At 64.2% G+C, this 25867-nt stretch carries 26 protein-coding genes and 1 pseudogene; 19 read left to right on the top strand and 8 right to left on the bottom strand.

All coding sequences use genetic code 11. The features are described 5' to 3' along the window. Positions 1 to 20: 20 nt before the first annotated feature. From hutI to Q9Q95_RS09765, 5 genes are read left to right on the top strand one after another with little or no spacing between them, the layout of a single operon-like run. The gene (hutI, locus tag Q9Q95_RS09745; RefSeq protein WP_306096432.1) at positions 21 to 1229 is read left to right on the top strand and encodes an imidazolonepropionase; all 1209 of its coding nucleotides are present in this window, start codon (positions 21 to 23) and stop codon (positions 1227 to 1229) included. Then, positions 1226 to 2764, top strand: coding sequence for a histidine ammonia-lyase (gene hutH / locus Q9Q95_RS09750; protein WP_306096434.1), 1539 nt, complete (start codon positions 1226 to 1228; stop codon positions 2762 to 2764). The genes hutI and hutH overlap by 4 nt, the downstream gene beginning before the upstream one ends. Continuing rightward, a complete protein-coding gene (gene hutG, locus Q9Q95_RS09755; RefSeq protein ID WP_306096435.1) occupies positions 2757 to 3572 on the top strand; it encodes an N-formylglutamate deformylase in 816 nt (271 codons plus the stop codon). The genes hutH and hutG overlap by 8 nt, the downstream gene beginning before the upstream one ends. Then, positions 3569 to 5239 carry a urocanate hydratase gene (hutU, locus tag Q9Q95_RS09760; RefSeq protein ID WP_306096437.1) on the top strand — a complete coding sequence of 557 codons (1671 nt, stop codon included), beginning with the start codon at positions 3569 to 3571 and terminating at the stop codon, positions 5237 to 5239. Before hutG ends, hutU begins: the two co-directional genes overlap by 4 nt. 11 nt (positions 5240 to 5250) lie before the next feature. Continuing rightward, positions 5251 to 6150: a DUF4253 domain-containing protein gene (locus Q9Q95_RS09765; protein WP_306096439.1), complete on the top strand. Its 900-nt coding sequence runs from the start codon at positions 5251 to 5253 to the stop codon at positions 6148 to 6150. Here the strand turns inward: Q9Q95_RS09765 and Q9Q95_RS09770 are convergent. After that, positions 6121 to 6450 (bottom strand): annotated as a pseudogene (locus Q9Q95_RS09770) (helix-turn-helix domain-containing protein); the annotation flags it as partial. The gene Q9Q95_RS09765 and the pseudogene Q9Q95_RS09770 sit on opposite strands and share 30 nt — an antisense overlap. 311 nt (positions 6451 to 6761) lie before the next feature. Between Q9Q95_RS09770 and Q9Q95_RS09775 the strand changes: the two are divergent. From Q9Q95_RS09775 to Q9Q95_RS09795, 5 genes are all read left to right on the top strand, one after another. Then, a complete protein-coding gene (locus tag Q9Q95_RS09775) occupies positions 6762 to 8216 on the top strand; it encodes an MFS transporter (RefSeq protein WP_306096441.1) in 1455 nt (484 codons plus the stop codon). 77 nt (positions 8217 to 8293) lie between these two features. After that, complete coding sequence (locus Q9Q95_RS09780; RefSeq protein ID WP_306096443.1) at positions 8294 to 10525, top strand: hypothetical protein; 2232 nt, start codon at positions 8294 to 8296, stop codon at positions 10523 to 10525. A 2-nt stretch (positions 10526 to 10527) separates the two neighbouring features. Then, positions 10528 to 11244, top strand: a complete 717-nt coding sequence (locus tag Q9Q95_RS09785; RefSeq protein ID WP_306096445.1) for an SDR family oxidoreductase — start codon at positions 10528 to 10530, stop codon at positions 11242 to 11244. A gap of 25 nt (positions 11245 to 11269) precedes the next feature. Then, complete coding sequence (locus Q9Q95_RS09790; RefSeq protein WP_306096447.1) at positions 11270 to 12325, top strand: zinc-binding dehydrogenase; 1056 nt, start codon at positions 11270 to 11272, stop codon at positions 12323 to 12325. Next, positions 12322 to 13362 carry a lactonase family protein gene (locus Q9Q95_RS09795; RefSeq protein WP_306096449.1) on the top strand — a complete coding sequence of 347 codons (1041 nt, stop codon included), beginning with the start codon at positions 12322 to 12324 and terminating at the stop codon, positions 13360 to 13362. The genes Q9Q95_RS09790 and Q9Q95_RS09795 overlap by 4 nt, the downstream gene beginning before the upstream one ends. Positions 13363 to 13555: 193 nt before the next feature. On the opposite strand, the gene Q9Q95_RS09800 is transcribed toward Q9Q95_RS09795, so the two are convergent. From Q9Q95_RS09800 to Q9Q95_RS09825, 6 genes are all read right to left on the bottom strand, one after another. Next, positions 13556 to 14464 carry a manganese catalase family protein gene (locus tag Q9Q95_RS09800; protein ID WP_306096451.1) on the bottom strand — a complete coding sequence of 303 codons (909 nt, stop codon included), beginning with the start codon at positions 14462 to 14464 and terminating at the stop codon, positions 13556 to 13558. Positions 14465 to 14999: 535 nt separating this feature from the next. After that, entirely contained in the window at positions 15000 to 15377 is a 378-nt protein-coding gene (locus Q9Q95_RS09805; protein WP_306096454.1) for a hypothetical protein, read from the bottom strand. A gap of 27 nt (positions 15378 to 15404) precedes the next feature. Further along, on the bottom strand, positions 15405 to 16313 hold the full coding sequence (locus Q9Q95_RS09810) for a dimethylarginine dimethylaminohydrolase family protein (RefSeq protein WP_306096456.1): 909 nt from the start codon (positions 16311 to 16313) through the stop codon (positions 15405 to 15407). 45 nt (positions 16314 to 16358) lie between these two features. Next, positions 16359 to 16556, bottom strand: a complete 198-nt coding sequence (locus tag Q9Q95_RS09815) for a hypothetical protein (protein WP_306096458.1) — start codon at positions 16554 to 16556, stop codon at positions 16359 to 16361. After that, entirely contained in the window at positions 16556 to 16735 is a 180-nt protein-coding gene (locus tag Q9Q95_RS09820; RefSeq protein ID WP_306096460.1) for a DUF3606 domain-containing protein, read from the bottom strand. Before Q9Q95_RS09820 ends, Q9Q95_RS09815 begins: the two co-directional genes overlap by 1 nt. A 120-nt stretch (positions 16736 to 16855) precedes the next feature. After that, positions 16856 to 17176 carry a helix-turn-helix domain-containing protein gene (locus tag Q9Q95_RS09825; protein WP_306096461.1) on the bottom strand — a complete coding sequence of 107 codons (321 nt, stop codon included), beginning with the start codon at positions 17174 to 17176 and terminating at the stop codon, positions 16856 to 16858. A 91-nt stretch (positions 17177 to 17267) separates the two neighbouring features. Here Q9Q95_RS09825 and Q9Q95_RS09830 point away from each other — a divergent pair, with 91 nt between their 5' ends. The 4 genes from Q9Q95_RS09830 (at position 17268) to Q9Q95_RS09845 (ending at position 21994) form a co-directional block, all read left to right on the top strand. After that, positions 17268 to 17729, top strand: coding sequence for a hypothetical protein (locus Q9Q95_RS09830; protein ID WP_306096463.1), 462 nt, complete (start codon positions 17268 to 17270; stop codon positions 17727 to 17729). A 747-nt stretch (positions 17730 to 18476) separates the two neighbouring features. Further along, positions 18477 to 19814: an integrase family protein gene (locus Q9Q95_RS09835; RefSeq protein WP_306096466.1), complete on the top strand. Its 1338-nt coding sequence runs from the start codon at positions 18477 to 18479 to the stop codon at positions 19812 to 19814. 419 nt (positions 19815 to 20233) lie between these two features. After that, positions 20234 to 20482 carry an AlpA family transcriptional regulator gene (locus tag Q9Q95_RS09840; protein ID WP_306096468.1) on the top strand — a complete coding sequence of 83 codons (249 nt, stop codon included), beginning with the start codon at positions 20234 to 20236 and terminating at the stop codon, positions 20480 to 20482. Positions 20483 to 20713: 231 nt separating this feature from the next. After that, positions 20714 to 21994: an AAA family ATPase gene (locus tag Q9Q95_RS09845; RefSeq protein WP_306096470.1), complete on the top strand. Its 1281-nt coding sequence runs from the start codon at positions 20714 to 20716 to the stop codon at positions 21992 to 21994. Positions 21995 to 22195: 201 nt separating this feature from the next. Here Q9Q95_RS09845 and Q9Q95_RS09850 read toward each other — a convergent pair whose 3' ends face one another. Beyond that, positions 22196 to 23305, bottom strand: a complete 1110-nt coding sequence (locus Q9Q95_RS09850) for a DNA sulfur modification protein DndB (protein ID WP_306096472.1) — start codon at positions 23303 to 23305, stop codon at positions 22196 to 22198. 274 nt (positions 23306 to 23579) lie between these two features. Here Q9Q95_RS09850 and Q9Q95_RS09855 point away from each other — a divergent pair, with 274 nt between their 5' ends. The 5 genes from Q9Q95_RS09855 (at position 23580) to Q9Q95_RS09875 (ending at position 25797) form a co-directional block, all read left to right on the top strand. Continuing rightward, positions 23580 to 24338 carry a hypothetical protein gene (locus Q9Q95_RS09855; protein WP_306096474.1) on the top strand — a complete coding sequence of 253 codons (759 nt, stop codon included), beginning with the start codon at positions 23580 to 23582 and terminating at the stop codon, positions 24336 to 24338. A gap of 183 nt (positions 24339 to 24521) precedes the next feature. After that, entirely contained in the window at positions 24522 to 24863 is a 342-nt protein-coding gene (locus Q9Q95_RS09860; RefSeq protein WP_306096476.1) for a hypothetical protein, read from the top strand. 87 nt (positions 24864 to 24950) lie between these two features. Next, entirely contained in the window at positions 24951 to 25367 is a 417-nt protein-coding gene (locus Q9Q95_RS09865; protein ID WP_306096478.1) for a hypothetical protein, read from the top strand. After that, positions 25364 to 25567, top strand: a complete 204-nt coding sequence (locus tag Q9Q95_RS09870) for a hypothetical protein (protein ID WP_306096480.1) — start codon at positions 25364 to 25366, stop codon at positions 25565 to 25567. The genes Q9Q95_RS09865 and Q9Q95_RS09870 overlap by 4 nt, the downstream gene beginning before the upstream one ends. A 5-nt stretch (positions 25568 to 25572) precedes the next feature. After that, positions 25573 to 25797: a hypothetical protein gene (locus tag Q9Q95_RS09875; RefSeq protein WP_306096482.1), complete on the top strand. Its 225-nt coding sequence runs from the start codon at positions 25573 to 25575 to the stop codon at positions 25795 to 25797. Positions 25798 to 25867 lie beyond the last annotated feature (70 nt).

Genomic DNA, 25867 nt, shown 5'->3' on the forward strand with positions numbered 1-25867 from the left:
CGCATCGAGGAGGTGGAGGCGTGCGCGTCGAGCAGCTGTGGAGCAACGCCAGACTGGCCACGCTGCGCGGTGACCTGCCCGGCCTCGGCACGGTGGCGGACGGACTGATTGCCGCCAGCGGCGACCGCATCGTCTATGCCGGCCCGCGCGCCGAAGCGCCTGCGTTCGAGGCCCGGACCACGCATGATTGCGCCGGCCGTTGGATCACTCCCGGCCTGATCGACTGCCACACCCATCTCGTCTACGCCGGCAATCGCGCGCGCGAATTCGAGCGGCGGCTCAAGGGTGCGAGCTACGAGGAAATCGCCCGCGCCGGTGGCGGCATCGTCTCGACGATGCAGGCGACTCGCGCCGCCAGCCGCGCGGAACTGGTGGCTCAGGCGCGGCCCCGGCTCGACGCGATGCTGGCCGAGGGCGTCACGACGATCGAGATCAAGTCGGGCTACGGCCTGTCGCTGGCCGACGAGATCAAGATGCTCGAAGCCGCCCGCGCGCTCGGCGACGTCCGTCGCGTCGGGATCGCCACCAGCTTCCTCGGCGCGCATGCACTGCCGCCCGAATTCGCCGGCGATCCGGACGGCTATGTCGATGCGATATGCGAGCAGATGCTCCCGGCAGTCGCCGCCGCCGGGCTCGCCGATGCAGTCGACGCCTTTTGCGAGGGGATCGGATTCAGTCCCGCACAGGTCCGCCGGGTGTTCGAGGCCGCCGCCGCGCACGGCCTGCGAGTCAAGCTCCACGCCGAGCAACTGTCCAACCTCCACGGCGCGGCGCTCGCCGCCGAGTTCGGGGCACTTTCGGCCGATCATCTCGAACATCTCGACCAATCCGGGGTGGATGCGATGGCAAAGGCGGGGACCGTTGCGGTGCTGCTTCCCGGCGCTTTCTATTTCACCCGCGAGACCCGCCTCCCGCCGATCGAGGCGCTGCGCCGTGCGAACGTGCCGATCGCAGTCGCCACCGATTGCAACCCCGGCACCTCGCCGCTCACTTCGCCGCTGCTGGCGATGAACATGGCGGCGACCTTGTTCCGGCTCACGGTAGACGAGTGCATCCTCGGCATGACCCGCAAGGCGGCGCGCGCTCTCGGCCGGCTCGACACCATCGGGACGCTGGAGTCCGGCAAGCGCTGCGATCTCGCGATCTGGGACATCGAGGAGCCGGCCGAACTGGTTTACCGCATGGGGTTTAATCCGCTCCATGCCCGCATCTTTGGAGGACAGGCATGATCACGCTCGAACCCGGCGCAGTGCCGCTCGAGCAATGGCGCGCGATCTATCGCGGCGCCGATGCGCGGCTGAGCCCCGCCTGCCGTCCGGCGGTGCAACGCGCCGCCGATACGATCGCGCGGATCGCTGCGGGCGACGCCGCGGTCTATGGCGTCAATACCGGCTTCGGGCTGCTCGCCAGCATCCGCATCGAGCCCGGCGATCTCGACACGCTCCAGCGCAATCTCGTCCTGTCGCACGCCGCCGGCGTCGGCGATCCGATGCCGCGCCCGGTGCTGCGGCTGATGATGGCGCTCAAGCTGGCCAGCCTCGGGCGCGGCGCCTCGGGAGTGCGGCTCGAGACGATCGACCTGCTCGAAGCGATGCTCGCGCGCGACTTGCTGCCGGTGGTGCCCGCACAGGGTTCCGTCGGCGCGTCGGGCGATCTCGCGCCGCTCGCGCATTTGACCGCGACGATGATCGGCACCGGCGAAATCGACACGCCCGCCGGCCGCCTCCCTGCCGAACAGGCATTGCGCGAAGCCGGCCTCTCCCCGCTCGCGCTCGGTCCCAAAGAGGGCCTCGCGCTGCTCAACGGCACGCAGTTCTCAACGGCCTATGCGCTCGCCGGGCTGTTCGAGGCCGAAGCGCTGTTCGCTGCCGCGCTCGTCGCCGGTGCGCTCTCCACCGAAGCGGCCAAGGGTTCGGACACCCCGTTCGACCCGCGCATCCACGAACTGCGCGGCCATCGCGGCCAGATCGAGGTCGCCGCGATGCTGCGCGCGATGATGCACGAATCGCCGCTCCGCGCCTCGCACCGCGAAGACGACAAGCGCGTCCAGGACCCCTATTGCCTGCGCTGCCAGCCGCAGGTGATGGGCGCCGCGCTCGACCTGCTCCGTCAGGCCGCGGCGACGCTCGACACCGAAGCCAACAGCGTCTCGGACAATCCCTTGGTCTTCCCCGACACCGGCGAAGTCCTGTCGGGCGGCAATTTCCACGCCGAGCCCGTCGCCTTCGCCGCCGACATGATCGCGATGGCGCTGTGCGAGATCGGCTCGCTCTCCGAGCGCCGGCTGGCAATGCTGGTCGATCCGGCACTGTCCGGACTGCCCGCCTTCCTCACTCCACGTCCCGGGCTCAATTCTGGCTTCATGATCCCCCAGGTCACCGCCGCCGCGCTCGTCTCCGAGAACAAGCAGCGTGCGTATCCGGCCAGCGTCGATTCGATCCCGACTTCGGCCAATCAGGAGGACCATGTCTCGATGGCCGCGCACGGCGCCCGCCGCCTGATGGCGATGGCCGACAATAGCGGCCACGTCATCGCGATCGAATTGCTCGCCGCGGCGCAGGGCTATGATTTCCATATCCCCCTCACCAGCAGCGAAGCGATCCACGCCGTTCTTAGCGAAGTCCGCGCTTCGGTCGCCCATCTGGAAGATGACCGCTACTTCCACCCCGACATCGCCGCCGCCGCGCAGATCGTCCGCTCGGGCCGGCTGCGCGAGCTCGCCGAGGCCCATGCCGTCCCGGTTCCATCGGTGGTCCATGGCTGACGATTGGCTCCACCTCCGTCGCGGGGAGGCGCCGTTGGTGCTCGGCATGCCGCACACCGGCACCCACATCCCCGAGGATCTGCTACCCCGCTTCGTCTCCCCGTGGCGCGCCCGCAAGGACGCCGACTGGTGGATCGACCGGCTCTATGCCTTCGCCGAGGATATGGATGTCACGATCGTCCGCACCGCGGTGTCGCGCAGCGTCATCGACGTGAACCGCGATCCCTCCGGCGCGTCGCTCTATCCGGGCCAGACCACGACCGAGCTCTGCCCCACCACCACCTTCGACGGCGAGCCGCTCTACCTTCCCGGCGCGGAGCCCGACGAAGCCGAGATCGCCGAACGCCGCGACCGCTGGCTCACGCCCTATCACGACGCACTGACTGCTGAACTCGCCCGGCTGCGCGACCGGCACGGTCATGTCGTGCTCTACGACTGCCATTCGATCCGCAGCCACGTGCCCCGCCTGTTCGACGGCGAGCTGCCGCAATTCAACATCGGCACCAATAACGGCACGACCTGCGACCCCGCGCTCGAACGCGCCGTCGAGCACGCCTGTGCCGATACCGGGCTCTCGCTGGTCGTCAACGGCCGCTTCCGCGGCGGTTACACCACCCGCCACCATGGCCGCCCGGACATCGGAATCCACGCGATCCAGATGGAGCTCGCCTGCCGCGGCTATGTGGACGAGCCCGCCGCCCCCGACGAGGCCAGTTGGCCGACGCCATGGGACCCCGCCCGCGCCGCGCCGCTCGCCGCGCATCTCCGGCGCATCCTCGCTGCCTGCCTCGACTGGAAGACACCATGACCCTTCGCCGCGACAACAGCCGCAACATCCGCGCCGCGCACGGCACCGAGATCAGCGCCAAGAGCTGGCTCACCGAGGCGCCGCTGCGCATGCTGATGAACAATCTCGACGCGCAGGTCGCCGAGAAACCCGAGGAACTGATCGTCTATGGCGGGATCGGCCGCGCCGCGCGCGACTGGGAGAGCTACGACGCGATCGTCGCCAGCCTGCGCCGGCTCGACGACGACCAGACTCTGCTGATCCAGTCGGGCAAGCCCGTCGGCATCTTCCGCACCCATGCCGACGCGCCGCGCGTGCTGCTCGCCAATTCGAACCTCGTGCCGCACTGGGCGAATTGGGAGCATTTCAACGAACTGGATCGCAAGGGCCTGATGATGTACGGCCAGATGACCGCCGGCAGCTGGATCTATATCGGCAGCCAGGGCATCGTACAGGGCACCTACGAGACCTTCGCCGAGATGGGCCGCCAGCATTTCGGCGGCAGCCTGAAGAGCCGCTGGATCCTCACCGCCGGACTGGGCGGCATGGGCGGCGCCCAGCCGCTCGCCGCGACCATGGCCGGAGCATCGTGCATCGCCGTCGAATGCCAGCCCTCGCGGATCGAGATGCGGCTGCGCACCGGCTATGTCGATGCCCAGGCGAACACCATCGACGAAGCGCTGGCGATCGTCGAGCAGGCACATGGCGAAGGCCGCGCCGTCTCGGTCGGCCTGCTCGGCAACGCCGCCGAAATCTATCCCGAAATGGTCCGCCGCGGCGTCCGCCCCGACGCCGTGACAGACCAGACCTCGGCGCACGATCCGCGTAACGGCTATCTGCCGCTCGGCTGGACCCTCGATCGATGGGAGCGCGCCCGCAGCGACGATCCCGAAGGCCTCGACAAGGCCGCTCGCGCCTCGATGGCGATTCATGTCCGCGCGATGCTCGACTTCCACGCGCAGGGCATCCCCACCGTCGATTACGGCAACAACATCCGCCAGATGGCCTTCGAGGAAGGCGTGACCGACGCATTCGATTTCCCCGGCTTCGTCCCCGCTTATATCCGCCCGCTCTTCTGCCGTGGTATTGGGCCGTTCCGCTGGGTGGCGCTGTCGGGCGATCCCGAGGACATCCGGAAGACCGATGCCAAGGTCAAGGAACTGCTTCCCGACAATAGACATCTCCACAACTGGCTCGACATGGCGGCCGAGCGCATCCACTTCCAGGGCCTGCCCGCGCGGATCTGCTGGGTCGGACTCGGCGACCGCCACCGTCTCGGCCTCGCCTTCAACGAGATGGTCGCCAGCGGCGAACTCAAGGCCCCGATCGTCATCGGCCGCGACCATCTCGATTCGGGCTCGGTCGCTTCGCCCAATCGCGAGACCGAGAAGATGCAGGACGGCTCCGACGCGGTTTCGGACTGGCCCCTGCTCAACGCCCTGCTCAATACCGCCAGCGGCGCGACCTGGGTGTCGCTCCACCACGGCGGCGGCGTCGGCATGGGTTTCTCGCAGCATTCGGGGATGGTCGTGGTCTGCGACGGCACCCCGGAGGCCGCCCGCCGGATCGAACGCGTATTGTGGAACGATCCCGCCACCGGCGTGATGCGCCACGCCGATGCCGGCTATGCCATCGCCCGCGACTGCGCGCGCGAGCAGGGGCTCGATCTGCCGGGGATTCTCGACTGAGCAGTCGTTGATTGCGGACCTTCCGGAAGCCGGCCATGTCCGTGAGCATGAAACCGACAAGACGATCGATACTCGGCGGGCTGGCGGCAACCGGTCTGGTTTGCGCGACCCGACCGGGCCTCGCGCAATCGGTGCCGGCGAGTACCGATCCGCTGATTCCGGAGCGGCGCGCGGAACAGGAAGCGATGCGCGCGCGGATGATGGCGGCGCTGAAATACGAACGCATTACCGTCCCCGGCGGACGGGCGCTCGCCGAGTGGGAGCGCTTGAAGCGTATCGGGCGCGGCTGGCCCGTGATCATCGGCGGCGACGAAGATCTGGCCCGAATCGCCGACCAGTTCACGATGGACGACCCTGCCGTCTCCGGCGTCCGCCTGCCCGACACGAAGCTGCGTTCGCCCGCAGAGATCCTCGCGACGGCAAAGCAACTGCGTTTCCCGACTGACCTGCGGAAGTGGCCCGGCACCTACCAGCCGAACGATCTTGGGGCGCCGATCGGCGAATGGCCGTCAGAGGTTGGGCAAGTCCTTCCGGGGCCGAGCATCGCGACCGACATTCTTTCGGGCAAGGTCCTTGATCGGGTTCACATCCTCCTGATCCCCGCCAGGTTCGGCTGGGAAGTCCCGGCTTATCTGCGATGGGGTGACTGGAATGCGTGCCCACCCCCCGAATATCATGTCGCGGCGCTCCGCACCTGGCATGCCGCATTCGGCGCCGAGCTCGTCGCGATCAACGGGGACACGATGAATCTGCGCGCCGCGAACCGGCCAAAGACCCGCGACGCCGCGATGGCATTGGCGCGCGACCAATATGGCTATTGTCCGGATATCGTCGATCAAGGAGCGGCGTCGGTCGCCGCGCTCGCGGCAATCTTGATGGCATCAGAATGGTGGTTTTTCTGGTGGGATTGAGGTTGCCGCAGACGCATGGCCACCGCTTCGGAACTGAGGCTCCAGCGTAACCCCCTTCATGCCAGGGTTCGCGCCTAAGACGGGCAATGCCTGTTGTTGGCGATACCCACGCGGATCGCTGCCACAGATCGCACGGAAGCTGCGCGAAAAATGGCTGCGGCTGGAAAAGCCGATGCTCGCGGCTATCGTCTTGATGGGGGTGCGGCTGGATCGCAGCATGCTGGCCGCGTAGTGCAGGCGCGTCTTCGCAACGAAGTCCATCGGCGAGGATCCGAGGAGCCGGCTGAACTGCCGCGCGAAGGTCGATCGGCTCGGCGATCAGGGATATTGCCCTTGGCCGGTCAGGAGGCCGCCGCATGTACGGCTGGTTCCACGCCAGTCGAGTCCTCCGCGCAAACCGGATCTGCGATTAAGGTATCCGCTTCGGACGCCCAGCGCTGCGGAGGGCGATTGCACGATCCGACTTCCCCGGGAGAATTGCCGGAGCGCGATCCGCAAAAATTGAAAGGGACGGACTCCCGGCGAAACGGACAAAGCGAAGCTGGCGTTAGAGAGACATGCTCAGCCTACGCCCGCAAACTGTCCTCACGCCTGCCGATCGGGAGCGCGGCTTGACGTTGCTGATCCGCGAGGCTGCCTATTCCGGCGGCACTTCAGCGTTGACCACTGGCGTGATCCTCACCGCTTTCGCACTTCACCTCGGCGCCTCGAACCTGATGGTCGGGATCCTGGCGAGTGCGCCCTTCCTCACGCAGCTTCTCCAGCTGCCGGCGATCGTCCTGATCGAGCGATGGCGGACACGCAAGCGCATTGCAGTGATCACGAGTCTGATCGGTCGTGCGATGCTGGCGGTAATGGCGGCGCTTGCCTTCTTTTCGGGAACCGTGCCGCTCCTCGTCTTCCTTGCCGCGCAATTCGTGCTGTGCGGCTTCGGGGCGATCGGCACCTGCGCGTGGAACGCATGGATGCGGGATCTGGCGCCGGACGAGCGGATGGGCCAGGTCTTCGCCAGGCGCACGCTCTGGCTCACGGCGATTAGTTTGTTGCTTGGGCTGATCGCGGCGCTGGCGCTCGATTGGACGCCGGCGGCTTCGCTCGCGCGCGATCTGGTCTTCTCAGGCATGTTCGCGGCAGGGTGCCTCACTGGCCTGCTCAGCGCGCGCATCGTCGCGGCAATGCCCGAACCGGAAATGCCGGAAGCGACCGGGCCGATCCAGCTCGGCGCACTGCTGCGCCAACCGTTGCGGGATGCGAATTTCAGCCGGCTGCTGCTGTTCATTGGAAGCTGGCAGTTCGCGGTCAATTTCGCGACGCCCTTCTTCACGGTTTTCATTGTCCGTCAGTTGCACTTCGACATCAGCTTCGTGATGCTGTTGAGCGTGGTCAGCCAGGTCGCCAACCTCCTCGCGCTCAGGATGTGGGGCACGCTGAGCGATCGCTTCGCCAACAAGTCGGTACTCGCGATCTGCGCTCCCACCTACATCCTCGCGATCGTCGCGATGGTCGGGGCTTCGCAACTATCCGACCGCGAATTCGTCAAAGTCTGGCTGGCGCTACTTCACATAATGATGGGCGCTTCGATCGCCGGCGTGACGCTCACCAGCACCAATGTCGCTCTCAAGCTCTCGCCGAAGGGCTCGGCCACCGCCTATGTCGCCGCCAGCGCGATGGTGACCGCATTGGCGGCGGGGCTGGCGCCGATCATCGGCGGGCTTCTTGCCGATTTCTTCGCCGTGCGTCAGTTCGAGCTCGTGGCACGCTGGACCGGGCCGACGGGTATATTTGCCTTGCCGTTCGTGCTGCAGCGCTGGGACTTCTATTTCCTGATTGCGGGTGCGATCGGGCTTTACGCGTTGCACCGCCTGTCACTCGTCGAGGAACATGGCGAGATCGATCGACGCGAGATGGTCAACCAGGTGATCGGGGAGACGAGGCGGACGATCCGCAACATCTCGAGCGTGGCCGGACTGCGGGCGGCCACCGACCTGCCTGGCGCGCTGATCCGCGACGCGCGGCTGCGCATGCGGCTACGGCGCGCGCAGCATAGGCGGGCAAACATAAGTTAGAATGTTGGGCTAGAACGTTTTTTTCGGGAACATCCCGCCTTCCACGCGGTTGCTCCGGCGGACATTGCGAGGGATCCATGACCGCCAATATCGGCCTGAAAGCTCAGGAAACGACCAGCCCCTATGTGCTCGCGCTGCGCGAAGAACTCGCCGCCGGCACGATGCGGCGGATCGGCCAGGCCGGGCTCGGCGACCTTGATGCCGAAATCTGCGAGGGAACCGACTCGCTATGGGTGATCGTGCGGCGCGGCGGCACCGGCGGGCTGGCGATCCGCGCGGCCTATCTGGCGGCCGCGGACTTCGAATGCCGCGCGGCCAGCACCGCTGCGGGCGAACCGTTGCGTTTCGAGATCCGCAGCGCGCTCGGCCGCCACGAGGTCGCCATCGGCACGAGCCAGGCCGATCTCAATCGGCTGTGCGTGCGCACCACCTTCCGCCCCGCAGAGGCGATGCGGGTGCCGTTCCTGCCGCGTGACCTCTACCCGCTCGGCCCAGATGACGAGCCGCTGGCCGCCAAAGGCAATGTCGAGGCGGCGCAGCGGGGGGTGAACAGCGGTCTGATCTATTTCCGCTTCGAAGAGCCTCAATTCGGCAGTGTTCTCTATTTCCAGGATCTGACGCGGCTGAATCCGTATTTCCGCGCGACCGGCACAGTGCCGTCCGGTGTCGTCGGCGGCGAGTGGCCCGAACTCGGATATCTGCCTCCCGTCACCACGCCGGACGGGGACGAGGCCGGGCCGTTGCCAGCCGGCGAGGAAATCGTCCTGTCCGACGCGGTACTCGTCTTCCGCGACCAGGCTGGCGACAACGAGCTGGAAATGGCGCGCCAGTTTCTGCAGATGCTGGGCACCGCATACAAGACGCTCGAGCTGCCCGAGGCGGGCTATCGCGACTGGCTGTGGCGTGCCGAGCGCACGCTCGACGACCTGGAGAGTTCTGCCGAGGCGACCGTGCGCCATTACGGCAACCGATACGTCATGCCCTACACCAAGGGTGAAGTGCCCGATGCGATGGTGCAGATGACCGTGATCGCGGCCTTGCACGATTTCGGGCGGTGGCGCGGCGAGCCGCTGCCGATCGAGGCGGAATTGAAGCGCGGTCTCGGCAAATTCTACGATCCGGAAGTCAAAACCCTTCGGCGCTATCTCCCCAACATCGGCAAGTTCGCCGAGGACAAGGATCCCGATGCGGTCGATTCCTGGTACCTCTATCATCCGATGATCAACCTTGCGCGGCTGGCGCTCGATGGCGACGATCAGGCCAGGAACCTGCTGCTGAAGTCGATCGATTACGGCATCCGCGCGGCGCGGCACTTCAAGTATAAATGGCCGATCCTGTACAATATCCACGATTTCTCGGTGATCACGAAAGCGCGCGGCGACCACCGCTTCGGCGAGACCGATACCAACGGCATCTATGCCTATTTGATGATGCAGCTCTATCAGCTGACCAGCGACGAGACGTATCTGGAGGAAGCCAAGGCGGCGATCGACGCTGCCCGGGGTTTGCGCTTCGATCTGATGTATCAGGCCAATTTGACGATGTGGGGCGCCGTCGCCTGCATGCGGCTGTGGCGGATTACCGAGGACCGCGACTATTTCGATCAGAGCTATGTCTATCTCGCGGGCCTGCTGCACAATTGCGAGATCTGGAAATCGGAGATCGGTGCCGCCGAGCATTACTCGAACTTCCTCGGCGCCACCTGCCTTCATGACGCACCCTACATGGCACTCTACGAGTGCTTCGAATGTTTTGCGGGGATCGAGGAATATCTGCTCAACAGCGGGCCCGATCTGGAGCCCGCGGCGCGGATGCTGCTCAGCGAATTCTGCCGGTACGCGCTCGACCGCGCCTGGCATTATTTCCCCGATACGCTGCCGGCGGACATCCTGCACAAAGGCGAGCAGCAAAGCGGCGTGATCGATCGCAAGCTCTCCTTCCCGCTGGAGGATTTGTACGGCGATGGCCAGGCGCCGGGGCAGATCGGGCAGGAGATCTATGGTTGCGGCGCGGCGTTCGTGTTCGCGACACGCGCCCTGCACGTGGTCGAGGACGCGCCTTTCCGTCTGTTCTGCAATCATTTCATCCGGGCGATGGAGCGTACCGGAAACCGCACGCTCTCGATCCGGCTCGATGGTGGCGAGACCTGCGTTGCGCTGATCAGCCTCGTGCGTCTTCCCCGGCGCAAACTCGCCCGGGCCTCGATGATGACCGCCGACGGCGACGCGCTGGTGCCGCATCACCATGCCGACGATCGTATCGATTTTCACGTTCCTGCCGACGGTCGGGTGATTCTCAGTTGGGAATGACGATGCTTGCGGGAAAGCGTGTCCTCGTCACCGGCGGCACCACCGGGATCGGCCGCGCGACGGTCCACCAATTGTCCCGCGAAGGCGCGTGCGCGCTGACCTTTGGCCGCCATCAGCCCGAGCTCGACGACGCGATCATGGCTGCCCCGGGCCCGGGTCCGGTATACGGCCTGACTGCCGATATAGCGACGCGGGAGGGCGTGGCCGCGGTCTTCGAGGCAGTCGACACGCAACTCGGCGGGCTCGATATGCTCATCGCCTGCGCTGCGCTCGGCGCGCGGCCGTTGCAAGAAATGGAAGAGGAGGCCTGGCGCTACGTCGTCGAGACCAATCTGGTCGGCTACCTCGCTTGCGCGCGCGCGGCGATGCGGCGCATGGAGAATGGTGGGCACCTGTTGTTCGTCAGCTCGATCAGTCCCGAGATCAAGGCGCCGGGCGAAAGCGTCTATGCGGCAACCAAGGCCGGAGTGAACGCATTCGCCGAGACTCTGCGCAAGGAAGTCGCCGAAAGGAACATCAAGGTCACCGTCATCGAGCCGGGCTCGGTCGCGACGGACATGCAGGAATGCAGCACGCAGGAAAAACGCGAGGCGGTTGCACGGCACGAGATGCTCCACGCCGAAGAGGTCGCCGAGGCGATCCTCTTCGCGCTCACGCGCTCGGAACGCTGCGATCTGGTCTCGCTGCGTATCGAACCGCGGCTCCAGAAGAACGCCTGATCAATTCATCCAGGAAGACTGCACGATGAAGGCAGCACTCAAGAATCTCGATGGCACGTTCCAGATCGCCGAAGTCGATCGCCCCATTCTGCCCGGCACCGACTGGGTGATCATGCGGGTCCGCGTAGCCGGCATTTGCGGCACCGATCTCAGGCACTGGAAGGTCGAGGACCCTTCGCTCGAATGCCATATCATGGGCCATGAGCTGGCCGGCGAAATCGTCGAGGTGGGCGCGGACGTGTTCAACGTGCAGCCCGGCGACCGGGTGGTGATCGAGACGGTGATGGGCGACGGCGTCTGCCCCTGGTGCCACATCCAGCGCTACAATATCTGCGAGCACCTGTACGATGTGCGGACGAAATATGTATCGCGCGCTTATGCGGAATATGTCGCGGCGCCTGCGACCAAGGTCTACAAGCTGCCCGATCATATGAGCTTCGAGGAAGCGGCACTGGTCGACACGCTTTCGGTGTGCCTGCACGGCCAGCATCTTTCAGGGCTCGCCATCAACGACAAGGTCGCGGTGATCGGCGCCGGCTGTATCGGGCTCGGCCAGACGATACTCGCCAAGGCATCGGGCGCCGACGTGATGGTCACCGACATCGTCGACAGTGCGCTCGACCTCGCCCGATCGCTGGGTGCAGACGCGATCGTCAACACCCAGCGCGAAGATCCCGTCGAGCGTGTGATGACGTGGACCGACGGCCGCGGCGCCGACATCGTCTTCGAATGCGCGGGCGGCGCGGCGATGCCGATCACGCTTCCTCAGGCCACCAGGATGGTCCGGCGCGGCGGCAAGGTCGTCGTCATCGGCGGGTTCGACGAGGGCGAATCCACGATTCCCCTCGAATGGCAGCGCATGCAGATGTCGGAGATCCAGCTGATCCTGAGCGCCAGCTTCGCCTTTCACGACATCTATTCGGAGCAGGGCCAGATCGTCGAGCTGATCGCAAAGGGCAAGCTCGACGTCGGCAAGCTGATCACGCATCGATTCAAACTCGATCAGATCAACGAGGCGTTCGCCACCGCACGCGACAAGGAGCGGACGGGCGCCGTCTTCGTGCCGATCACGATCGAATGACGCCGCGGACCTTATGGGTCGGCACCTATGCCGAGGCGGGCGGGCGCGGGCTGGTTCGGCTCGAATATGATCCCGATACGGGCTTCACGGCGGGACAGGCGGTCGAGGACGCCGCCAACGCTTCTTTCGGCGCCTGGTCGAAACGCAACGGCGTCCACTATCTCGTCGACGAGCAAGGCGCGGGCGCGGTGGGCGCCTGGCGTCGCGCCGGCGGCGAATGGCAGAAGATCGGCGCGGTGCCGAGCGGAGGCCGCGAACCTTGCTATGTCACGCTCGACCCGGCCGAGCAGCGCATTGCCGTCGCAAATTATGGCAGCGGCAGCGTAGCGCTATTCGAACCGGGAGGTGATGGTGCGCCTCGCGACGGCGGCACCCTGTGGGCGAACAATGGCCATGGCCCGAACGCCGAACGCCAGGAGGGGCCGCACATGCACTGCGTGTGCTTCAGTCCCGATAGCCGCTGGCTCTATGCCGTGGATCTCGGCACCGACCAGATTCTCCGCTTCGCGCTCGACGCGCCGACACTGCTTCGCGAGCCGCAATGCGTGTATCACGCGCCGCCGGGATCCGGTCCGCGGCATCTGCTTTTCCATCCAACATTGCCAATCGCATTGCTGGTCAGCGAGTTGGCGAATACGCTCACCCTCTTCGACGTGAGGCCCGACGGCCTTTCCTCGCGCTCTCGATGCTCGACCCTGCCGGCCGGCTTTACCGGCGACAGCCTCGGCGGACACCTCGCGCTGAATGCTGCGGGAACCAATGGCTATGTGACCAATCGGGGGCACGACAGCGTCGCGGTCTTCCGCATCGACGGCGCAGAACCCGGCATCGAATTGCTCCAGCACGTCGCGAGCGGAGGCGCGTCGCCCCGGTTCATCCTTTTGATGGAAGATGTTGCGCGTCTGATCGCGATCAATGAAGAAAGCGGCTCGGTCGTCGCGATGGCGCTCCGCTCCGACGGGACGTTGGAGCCCACCGGACATAGCGTGTCGGTGGCGGGCGCCGCTTATGTTTTCCGGCAGGAGACGTTTCTGTAACGAGCCCCGGCCGGAGCCTAAGCGGGCAAAATGCGGGAACGGCAGGGCACTGCCGTTCCCGCAATGCGGGCGCCGAGATCGCCCGCCGGGAGAGCTATCCAGCGACCTGGTGGCTCGCGGCGAGCGCATGCGCGTCTTCAGACCGGTGACGAAAATGTCGTGCACCGCGTTCAAGCCTCGCCATGCGCGCTCCTTACAGTGCTTCTTCGGGAACCGGCTTGGTCTTGCCCGCGCCCGGACCTGCGCCGAGGTCGGCTCCAGTCGTCGGGTCCTTGCCGGTGGACGATTTGCCGCGGATCATCAGCTGGCGTAGCGCCGCCTGATCCTCCTCGCCGAGCGCCACCGTTGCGCTGCCGTCGCCGCCGTCGATCGGCATGGTCTGCTCGAGGTCGTCGATCCGCTCCCATTGCTCGCCCGAGTTCCACGGACCGGTCTCGTCGCCCTCGCCCTGCGAAGCGTTTACATAGACATTCGCGAACTGCTCGATCCCCGGCAGCTTGCCCGGCGGGAAATTGTTCTCGATCGCATAGAGCGCTTTCTCGAACGACTTCTGATGCGCGACCTCGCGCGTCATCAAAAAGCCGAGCGCCTCCTTGATGCCGGGGTCGTCGGTGATGTTGATCAGCCGCTCGTAGACGATCTTGGCCCGCGATTCCGCCGCGATATTCGAGCGCAGATCGACCGTCGGCTCCGACCGCGAGTCAACATAGGCGGCAGTCCATGGAACCCCCGCGGAATCGATCAGGGCGGGGCCACCGCCGAACAGGATCGATTCCTTGGCGCTGGTCCCGGTCTGACCGACCATCGCGTACAATTCGGCCTCGGATTGCTGTGCTTCGGACAACTGCGCCTTGGCGCCCTTGTTGAGCATCGCCACGATCGATCCGATCACTTCGAGATGGCTCAGTTCCTCGGTGGCGATGTCGAGCAGCATGTCCTTGCGGCCGGGATCCTCCTCGCCCAGGCCCTGCGTGAAGTAGCGCATCGCTGCCGCGAGTTCGCCATCGGCACCGCCAAACTGCTCGAGCAGCATGCATGCCAGTTTCGGGTTCGGCTCCGAGACCCGGACGGTATATTGCAGTCGCTTGTTGTGCATGAACATCGCGCCACCTCCTGATACTGCAAAACCGGAAAAGAGGCCTGGAGGTTGCCCCGGCGACAAAACAAAGAATATTTTTAATCTTATACCAGATTATAAATCCGCGGCATGGCACGAACAATTGCGCCTTGTTCTAGCATGACAACGTTATTACCAAATCGTGATTGATCGATATTTTCGATTATTACCTTAATGTAGATAAGTACATCTGACTAGTCACAACGATGCGACGTGGGTTCGACGCGTCGAGGGGTGCTCGCCGCGAGCGACAGAGCCAGCGGTCAGCTCAGGTCTTCGGCAGCGCGAAGACGAAGGTGAGGCCGCGTTCTTGTCGTAACCTTGAGCGCCGCGGTCATATTGCCCCAGCCCCTGGCGGCGGTTGGATCGCGCGGTTATGCCGCGATGGGGATGATGCCATTCGGGCTGACGCCCAGGGAGAACCAGCAGTTCGCCGCTCATCATGTGGGCCCGGGCGATCTGGTGCATGCGGGCACCCGCGTTGCTGCTGCTCGCCCGTTACCTGCCAACGGCGCCGCGCCTAGCCACGTAACGGCAGCGTCTTCCCCGTCTCGCGATCGAGGCCGAGCGCAGTGACCATGTCGAGCGCGGTTGCCGCGACGACGAACGCCAACGCTCCCCAGATCACCTTGTTCGCCGGCGCCTTTCGTGCCGCGACACCGAGCGCGCCCAGATCCATGACGTCGCCGCCGACCCGGTTCCACACCGCAGTGGCATGCGCCGGTGCAGCGAGCAGCGTTGCGCCCGCGGCGATCTCGCGCACGCCGAATGCCTGGACGACGTCGCGTCGGGCGCCCGGGCCCAGCGCTTTCGCGATCCGCCGCGACGCGATCAGCTCGACGGCACCGAGCGCGATCGAGAACAGCCCCAGTCCGAGACCCAGCTTCTTGTAATCCATGCGGCGATCCTCTCGGGCGAAAAGAAGTCAGTCGGCAATGCGGGCGAGCGGCATGGTCAGGCAATGGATGCCGCCGCCACAGGCAGTGAATTCGGAAATGTCGACCGCGACCGGATCGAAGCCCGCATCGGCGATCGACCGCGTCACCCGGTCATGGCCGGCCGCCATTACGATCGTGCTGCCGTCGATCGAGAGGATGTTGCAGCCGAGCCCGCGCGCTTCCTTGTAGCTGACCGGCAATAGCCGAATGCCGTACGCCGCCATTGCGTCCGCGAACCCGTCGTCGAGCACGTCGACGCATGCGAGCGCGGTGCGTTCGTCGAGCATGCAGAAGACGGTGTCGAGGTGCAGGAAATGCGGGTCGAACGGGACCAGCAATGCTTCCCAGCCGAAATTCGCGAACAGCCCCGCGAGCGCCGCTGCGCCCGCGGCGTCGGTACGCTCGCCCGAACAGCCGATCACGACGAGGCCCGGCCGGACGACCGCGACATCGCCGCCTTCGATCACGCCCGCCGCGATGCGCAGGACCGGATGCGCGCCGAGATCGCCGGCGGCCGCGACGAGGCAATCGACTTCGTCGCGCCGATGCGGCAGCGCGGGATTGAGCGCGACAAGGCCCCACGGCGTCGTCACCGCGACATCCCGGGTAAAAGAGAGATCGGGCGCGGCTTCGATCGCAGGCACGAAATGGCAGCGCACGCCGTGCATTTCGAGGACGCGCTGCAATGCGCGATGCTGGCCGAGCGCCCGCAAACGATCGGTTTCGAAGCCGTCGCGCAGGCTCTCGCGGGTGACCGAGCAGCAGGGAACCGGTGCGAGAAAGTCGGGGCGCGACAGCATCACATCGGTCAGCCGGCGCGTCTCGCCGGTGACTTGCCAAGGTCGCAGTTCGACGAGCGCGGCGCTGCCGCCCTGTTCCGGAAATTCGAGCTTCATGGGACCTCTTGATGGGAACGGCGATCCGCGGTGTCGCGAGGATCGCTAGCGCTGGAGCATGAACGGAGGCACGGGTTCCTCGGACCCAGCCTGACCGCCGAACTCGGCCGCCAGCGCGCGGGCATATTGATCGGCAAAGTTGCGATAGACGCGGGCCAAACCGGGATCGTCGGTCTCGACTGCCTTTTCGCGACAGAGCTCGAGCCGTCTCTCGAGATAGGCGCGGTCGACCCGTTCGAACATCACCGGCTCTTGAGCCACTCGCGGACATCGTCGGCACGATCGCCGACAGCCTCCACGGCCTCCTGCAGCCGCTCGCGCGACACGCCGAGCGAACTCGTCCAGTCGCGCACCTCATAATCTTCGTTCAGGTTGATCCGGGCGCGATCCTGGCCCCCGGCCTGCGTCTTGTCGTCAGCCACGCAAAGCCTCTCCGAAATTGTGTTCAACCATAACGGGCAAGACGCGACGGATTTCCCTCCATCACGGAGCAAATCGTCCTAACACACGTTAATTACAGCTTTTCCTTGAGCTTGCGGCCGTCAGCGTGACGTTACGCGTGTCGGCCGGCAATCCACCGATATCGCCAGCCGTTCGGGGTCGCTGAGCACCACATTGCCCGAGCGCGGGGTGACGGCGCCGTCGCGGCGCATCGCCTGAAGCGTGCGGTTGATGTACACGCTGGTGAGGCCAAGCGCGTCGGCGAGCCCGGCGCCGGATCGGTCCTCCCGCGGTTCGGGTGCCCGGCATGCGCTTGCTGGCGAACCCCTACGCGTTCGATCAAAGGCGCCAAAAGCAGCAGGGCATCGCCTGTGAAGCGCACCATGAGGCAGGCAGGGCTGTCGGAGGACAGCTGCGACCATGGCCGAGGCGCCGTGTTGAGCGGAGTTCGTTGGAAGGACGACGATCTATTATATAGTCATCCAGAACATTTCACGTCTCGGATGGAATTTGATGCGAAATACCAGATATGTCATTGCCGCAATATTCTATTGCCTGTCGGTCGTCGCTTGCAAGCAATCCGAGGGCCCGACCGCGTCGATCGATCTGGTACGGGACGGCGCAGAATCTTTTCGCCTGGTGATCAACAACAAAACTAGCGAAACGATCTGCGTTCCTGCGCTTTATGCCGACTCCAGCTATGGAAATTTGTATCTGCGCAAAGCCGGCAAGATGCTCCCTTCCAAGATACATAGTGAACAATCGCAAAGTTGGAACACCGCTGGGCCGTACTTTGTCATCAAGCCAAATGTGGAAGCAAAATTATTCTATAATATGACGGCTTACGACGTAAAAGCTGGAGAACGCTACCAATATCTTCTGACTACGTCGTATATAAAATGCGCCGACGTCTCGACATCAAAGCAAGCCGTACAGGATCTATTTGTGGAGCTGGAGACGTCGGGCGCCCTATGAGGGTGTGGAGTTTGGCCTGCCGCCAACCCTGCCCCGGCACCAAATCGCTCGCCGCTTGTCGCGTTCATTGTCCGGGGGGCGGCATGGCCTTTTACCACAGCCGATGCGGCCTGGTCGCCGCAAGCGGCGTGTCGCTTGCTGCTTTCGCTGGTTCCGGCAGTTTTCCGATAGCGACAGTGGCGGCTCGATGCTTTGCTAGGGACATGGGCAATCGACATGGCGGTCACCACGGCAGTCGCGGTGAGCTTCATAGCCCCGGTCGGACCGCCTCAGCGTTCGACGCATGCCGAATGGCATAGATCAGGGCGCGAAGCCGGCGCTTCAGCAGCCTTCCATTTCCTCTGCGACATGATCGCGACAGCCGACCCGCCCCCTTCCCAGCTCGCTTGATGGAGGTAATCGAGGAGGAGCGGTCTGCAGGAAGCAACTTTGAACAGCGATCCTCGCTGATTCGCCCCGGACAACACGGCAAATCGCCCGTAGAGCGCGTGATTGCCAGCGCGGAAATGGCGTTCTCAGGAGCGCCGCACATCCCGCCAAGTCTATGATTTAAATGGTCGGGGCGACAGGATTCGAACCTGCGACCCCCACACCCCCAGTGTTCAGGAGCCTTACTTTACGTCGCTTGTCGCAGCTTTGCACCGCTGTAAAACTGTTCAAAAACAACACGTTGAATGTCGTTGCAGACTTTCCGGTGATTGCCGTAGCTTTACGCTAGTTGCTTATGACTGGCTTACGAGGCTCGAAATGACCACTGCTCCGAAGCGCGCCAAGTTCACGAAGGGTTATGTCGATAAGGTCCGTCCGGAAGCGAAGGACGCCTTTCACTGGGACACCGACGTGAAGGGGTTCGGGCTGCGCATCACGCCAACCGGCAAGATCACCTTCGTAGTGCAGGGGCGCGTCGAGGGAACCGGCAAGGAAGCTCGCATCACCATCGGTGCGTATGGCGTGTTTACCGTCGATCAGGCGCGGGACGTTGCGCGCGAACACCTGCGCACGATGCGCAAGGGCGGCGATCCCCGCGCCAACAAGAAGCAGGACGAGGCGATGAAGGTGACGCTGCGCCAGGTCGCAGACGCTTACTTCGACCGCCCCGGTCAGCCGCTCCGTGACAGCACGAAGGCCGAGATGAACCGGCATATCGACAAGGTGTTCGCCAAGTGGGCGGACAAGCCCATCGCGTCGATCACGATTGAGGATTGCCGCCAGCGCCACCGCGAGATGTGCGAGAGCGGCATCGACGGTCGCCCAGCGCCGGGACAGGCGCAAATCTCGCTCGTCACCCTCCGCACGCTCATCAACTTTGCCAACCGCCGCTACCCGCGTGCGGACGGGTCGCCGCTCATCGCGGTCAATCCGGTCAAGGCGATGGCGCAGGACGATTGGAAGACCTTCGAGCCGCGCACCCGCCATATCGAACTGCACCATGTCGGGCAGGCTTGGTACGCGCTGGATGAAATGCGGCTCGCGCCGAAGAACGGCGATGCGCTCGCCGCTATCGATGTGGTGCGCTTCCTCCTGCTCACCGGCGCACGCCGCACGGAAGCGTCCGCGCTCACATGGGATCGGGTTCACTTCGGGAAGGACGCTGCCGATTGCTGGTGGCATCTGGGCGAGGAGGATAACAAGACCGGCAACGCGGTGTGGCTACCCCTGTCGTCCCAGGCGGTCGCGCTGCTCAAGGAACGCAAGAAGCTGGCCGACGAGGCGAAGAAGCTGGGGAAGCCGGTCAGCAAGTACGTCTTCCCGACCCGGAGCAAGGCCGGGCACGTCTCGGATACCCGCGCGCCGTTCGAGCGCCTGTGCAAGGCGCTGGGCATGAGCGGCCTGTCCGCCCACGACCTGCGCCGCACCCATGTCACGGTCGGCTTCTCCGCGTGCAATGTCGAGTTGTTCAAGATGGAGCTGCTAACGAACCACGTTCCCGAGGGTGTGACCGCTCGCCACTACCTCCAGACGCAGCGCCTTCAGTACCTGCACCCGGAGACGCAGCGCATCAGTGACCACATCGAGCGCGAGGGCGCGATTGTCCGCGCGAAGGCCACCGGGGCGAACGTGGTGGCGCTGCCGCTGCGAGCGTGACACACGCGGTGGGCCGCGCAGCCGCCGCTACAGCGGTGATCGCGCCGCGCCGCCGGGTAAGGGGCGGCCTCGCACCGATCGCGCCCCACGCCGCCTTACAGCGAGATTCGGTTTCGGTCGGTCCAATCGAACTATTCGGGCAAAAGCGCGCGAGGCCGGCGACTCCGTCGAGATCGCCCCCACCTCGGCTTAGAGAGAGAAAAAATCTCGGCTGACTCTGCCGATCAACGTGCGGACCCGGATCGGGACGAGCGCCCCGGCAAATGTCGCTTGCGGACCCATAAGCGAGCAGCATAAAACACAGCTTGTCCCCGCCAAGCGGGCACAATTTCAACGGGCCTCAAGCCAAATCTTGAGGTGGTCCACCCCGATACCGCACTGGGTTCCCCGCGGCGTTTGACGTTCGTTGGAGGCCCATCATGGCCACAGTTGAATTGGACGATCTGCTCAGCAACGAGCAGACCGCCGCGCTTCTCGGCATCAAGAAGAACACCCTCGAAATCTGGCGCTGCAAGGGCAAGGGGCCAGCCTTCATCAAGCTGGGCCAGCATCCCTCGTCGCCGATCCGCTACCAGCGGTCCCGCGTCATGGCGTGGCTCGCAGAAAACACCTTCGCCAGCACCAGCGCCTACTCGGCGGCGAACGCACCGTGGAATGCGTCGGCGTGACGGTCGTCACGAAAAGCGGCCGGATGCACGCCAACACCCGACCGCCTCATCCGAGCGCCCCTCATCCTCGTCCAAGGACCAGCGACATGCTTACCGTGCGACGGGCCGCCATCGGTCCGCAATCCCCGAACGTTTTTGCGAAACTTGTTGCGCCGCGTAAAAATTCGCCGAGTGCGGACGGCTTTGGCGACAGATTGACTGGTAGCCCGACCCTCGGCGGGAGGTGCCGTCATGGTTGATCTGAGAGGGGCGTTTCCTGACTTTGGCTTCGGCACTCCAGAGGAGCGTGCAGCTAAGGCGGAATACACGGCCAAGCTGGTAGCGGACCATGCGCGCATCGAAGAAGCAAAGACCAAGCGCGAGCGACTTAGGCGAGGCCTCGACGGTTCAGATGCGCCGCGTGAGCTGGTCTTCCGCAGCTTGGGCGGGGTGCAGATGCACGCCATCGAATGGCTTTGGCTCGGATGGCTGCCGAAGGGATACATTACGATCTTCGCCGGTGAGACTGGCGCGGGCAAATCGACTATTCTCAGCGATGTGACCTCCCGCATCACAACCGGGAAGCCTTGGCCCGGTGAATATGACTGTCCGAACGCATGGCGGAAGCCCGAACGGGTACTGTGGCTGGGCAGCGAGGACAGTATCGAGGAAATGACGGTGCCGAGGCTTGTCGCCTGCGGGGCTAACCTTGCAAACGTGGTTGAGATTCAAGGCGTCATGCAGGAGGGCAAGCGCAACACCTTCTCCATGCAGGATGACTTGGAGGCGGTGAGTAAGGGGTTGGCGGAGGCGCGTGACATGGGCGACCCGTTCGCCATGCTCGTCATTGACCCTGTCACCAGCTATTTGCCGGGGCAGAAGCTGCGGAAGGTGGACCTCAATGACGCCGGGCAGCTTCGCACGGTATTGGAGCCGTGGCTGAACGTCGCCCAGGCATTTAACATCGCGATTGTCTGCGTGACGCATTTCGCCAAGGACACCAACCGATCCATGCTGCATCGGGTCCTTGGATCCAGTGCATTCGTTCAGACGTGTCGAAGCCTGTGCGCTGTCATGGACCAGCCCCGGATTGAAGATGAAGAACCGGACCCGCATGCCAAGATGTTCATGCAGGTGAAGATGAACCTGCCGGAGTATCCGGGCGGAGCTTGGAAGTTTCGCACAGAGCGGGTCGAGGTTGGTGTTGACCACAGGAATGGCAAGCCGATCTATGCCACCCGACCGGCATGGGACGAACTCGACCCGGCGCTCACCCCGAACAGCACTGTAGGCAAATCGCGTGGACCCAAGAGCCAGTATGAAGCGCCGTTTGCCATGTGGATGCAGGCGTTCTTCGTTCTCTACCCTAACCACGAGTGGTTGCCGGTCAGCACGGTGAAGCAGGTCGCGGTTGGCGAGAAGGTCGTCTCCGCAAGCTGGTGGGACAAGCATAGTGCTGACCACATGGAGAAGCAGAACGTCAACGGCGAGTGGATGTGCCGACCGAAGCGCGTGACCCTAGGTAAGGAGTGAGTAGGGTGGGGAAAGTGGGGGGAGTGCTGTAAGGTGGGGAAACTGGGGAATGTGCTAGCAACTCCTCACTTTGCACCACTGCCCCCACTTCACCACATTCCCCACCTTGCGGGGTTTCGTTACGTGCGCGCCCGCGCATGTGGTCATAAACGAAAGGCGGGCCAGCATTGCTGACCCGCCCCTCATTACAATGCTTGACGATTACGCTGCTTGGGCGAGCGCGTTCGTTTCGCCGTCGGTCAGCTTGAGGCCCAGCTTGGCCTTGATGAACGCCTTCGTCGCGGCCCGGGCCTGCCGGTTGGACACGACCGAGTTGGAAACGATGCAGACGTTTTCCCACTCGTGGTTCTTCTTGCTCCAGTCGATGGTCTGGAGCATTGCCAGCTTGGTCTTCCAGTCATCGTGCGCGAGCAGGTCCGCGCCGAGGCCGCCAAGCGCACGCAGTACGGTGGAGTGCGACGAAATCTTCTCCTGCCGCAGTTCCAGCGCGAGCTTGTGCTGGCTGAGGACGCTGCCCCAATCCGGCATATTGGCAGCCACCTCGTTCCAGTATTCGGCCAGAAGCTCGGCATTGCCGACAATGTCGTTCTTCTTGCCGATCACCTTCAACAGATCGACATTGGCATCATACAGCGCCGCGAGCGTGAACAGCTTGGTGGACTTGACGCCGAGCGACACGTTCTCCTTGTCCGTCAGCTCCTTGAGGACCGGCACCTTGTCGATCATCGCGAGCGTGGCAGCAGCCATGTCGTCGCGCTTGTCGAACAGAATGTCGAGCGACTTGGACGTCTTCTGGACGTAGCGATTCAGGTCGGAGAACATCTGCTGCACGCGATCCGTGTTCTCCCACGGGAAAAGCAGAATGGAGATTGCGTCCTTGCCGATCGGCACGCCCCGGTCGAGCGCGCTGACGATGCCGGCGCAACGATGCTGGCCGTCATTGATGATCAGTTCATCGCCGAGTTGCAGTATCAGCACGCCGATGTCCGCGCCCTCGGTATAGGGTTCGAACTTCGGTTCCGCCTTGTACGACGCCGTGATGGACGAGAACAGGTATTCGTCCTCGTTGTCCTCGATATACTTCGTCAGGTCAGGCACACGCTTTTCGTTCAGCACGCGCTGCTCGCGGTCTTCCGGGCTGATGCCCGCCCAGTTCGTGAACTTGAAGAACTGCGGCACGCCGCTCATCGGCATGAGGCACGAGTAGTAGGTGCGGCTCCCCATCTTGCCGCGCATTGCCGGGATACGAACTTCCAACATGGCATTTCCTTTCACCGAGCTCGCGTGGGCCAGAGCGAACAGCTCGCTCATCACTCGCCCCGAGCTCGTGGTCATATAGCTGACAGCTCGCTCAAATCGTGTCAAGTCCACTCGCTAAATATCTTTACAGCTCTCTCCGCAGAACAAGAGAGCTGTAGCGCAGACGTGGGCGAGCTGTCTCGGCGCTCAAACACCCTGTGTTCGGTTCTAATGCGCCTGAACTGACTTAAGCTATTGTAATAACAATATAATTGCTTGCGGACCTTCGCGCGGCCTCGGTACGCATAAGCATACCGTAATTCTTATCCGAGAGCCGGAGCCGAAAATGTCCGATAAAATCGACACCCGCATTTCGCCAACGCTGCACCCCGGCATTGCCGGTGAGATTGCCGACTACGACGACGAGACGCGCCCGTTGCTTGGAGCGACCGAGACGGCAGTGGACGAGGCGTTCGAGGCACTGAAAAGCATTCACGATGCCAAAGCGGCGGCAGCGACCAACCCGACCCTGAACGAATTCGCCCAGCTGATTGCGGTCGACAACCACGCCAGCAAGCTGATGACGAAGGTGTATGCGTCGTGGTCGCGCACGGTGGACACGCTGAACACCAACATCGCAAAGATGGAGCGCGACTTGAACGCGCCCGTCGAGCAACGCGCCACGGCCTCAATGGCGTCGGAAATCCGAACCTACTTCCGCAGCATGGACAACGAGGCGAAGCGGATCACTGCGATCCGGCAGGCGATTGCCGATGGCGACGACATGACCGTCACGGCGGTTCTCGGTGGCCGCCATTACCTGTCCGGGATCGACGCGGAGACCAGCGCGCAATTCCTCCGGGAATGGCACGGGGCGCAGCGCCCGCTCGAAGCGAAGAAGCTCCGGGCGATGAAGGCAGCAGCGGAGATGCTGAACAGCCGATACAAGATGCTCACCAAGGCGGTCAGCGATGCGGTCGGGGACATCAAGGTCTATCAGGATTCGAAGGATGGCAAGCGGCAGATCCTCGTCAAGACGATCACCCCCGAAATGGTGCGAAAGCAGGTGAAAGAGTCCAACGCCGCATTCGCCGTTCCGGTCTGACGCTTCTTCTAATCAAATCGAGGTAGTTCGATGAATGCTGTCGCTCCCCCTTGGGGCACGGATTGGAAGCCTGCGCCCCCGCCACCTGCGCCACCCGTGCGCGGTGCGGGCAACCCGGCATGGATCCCCGGCTGTCCGTCGCCGAACCCGAAGGGCCGACCAGCGGGCGTACCGGATCGTCGGTTGCTGGCCACACAGCAGATGCTCGACGAGATGCGGAACATCATCGCCGTGCTGGTCGGCAAGGCGCTGGAGGGCGACACCAACGCCGCGAGCATCGTGTTGGCGAAAATCCTGCCGTCAGTGAAAGCGCAGGCCGAGAAGGTCAGCTTCGACTTCGACGCCTCCCAGCCGATCAGCGATCAGGTTGCCCAGGTGCTGGACGCCGTGGCGGCTGGCGCGGTCGCGCCCGATGTGGGGCGGCTCATCATCGACAGCATCAAATCGCTCGCGGACGTTCGGGCCACCGAGGAACTGGCCGCTCGGATCGAGGCCTTGGAGGCGGCGGCAGATGCCCGAGCGTAATTCCGAATATTTTGCGCGCCGCTTGCAAAAAGGCCGAGTGCGAACGGCCTTCGCGCAGATTGACGCATACCCCGACGGAGGCCGCTCATGACGACGATAACCACGGTGCGGAACAAGGTCGTCACCGACGAGCCAGATGCCAGCGACGTGCTGGTCTATGTGGGCTGGACTGGTCCGACCCACGACCCGCGCATCCGTACCGCCATCTCAACCCGCTACATGCCGATCAGCGCCTATCGCGACTGCTTGGACTGGGCTGTGGGTATCGCGGACCAGTTCTCGCACCCGCTCTATATCGTGCCGATCAGTCACGACGACATTCTCCACACCGACCGCTGGAACCCGTTTGCGGACATGCTGGCGACCCTGACCGATCAGGAGCGCGGGGAGCTGCGCCAGACGGCAGTCGCAAGCATGTGCGAACTGATGCGCGACTGCGACGACCGGGAGGTTCGCGCCGAAGCATACGACATTCTTACTCAACTGAAGGTGATACGACCATGACTGACAATACCGTTCCCGAGGGCAAGGCAGACGTTCCTGCTTCGCAGCTTCGTCGTGCCGAGAAGTACGGGATGCCCGCTGAATATGCCGACCGCATCGTGCAGCGCCATTTCGGCATTGCCGACGAGAACGCGGCGCTCGCGGGCGGGCAGCTTGCCGCTGACATTGAGATGAGCAAGGCGCTCAGCGGGAAGGGCTGACCACAGTGGCGGGCATCCGGGCGCTCCAACGCCGCGTGAAGCGGATTGAGAGTGCTCGGAAACCGCGACCGTCGCCCATCATCATTCTCTTCAATTCGTTCGAAGCCTTCGCCGACGCTGCATACGCGGACGTTGAGGCCGGTAGGGTGGCGGGGGAGTTTCTGCCGATCCTCGACATTCTGCGCGATTGGGAAGCGGGCGGCGTTTGGATGCTGGCATATGCCCGCTGACGAGGAGCCAGCATGGCTACTAGCGTGGCAGCACGAGCAGAGTCAGCCCGCACCGCCCCCAGCGCCAAAG

The sequence above is a fragment of the Sphingomonas sp. DG1-23 genome, from assembly GCF_030730875.1.
Classification (GTDB): Bacteria; Pseudomonadota; Alphaproteobacteria; order Sphingomonadales; family Sphingomonadaceae; genus Sphingomonas.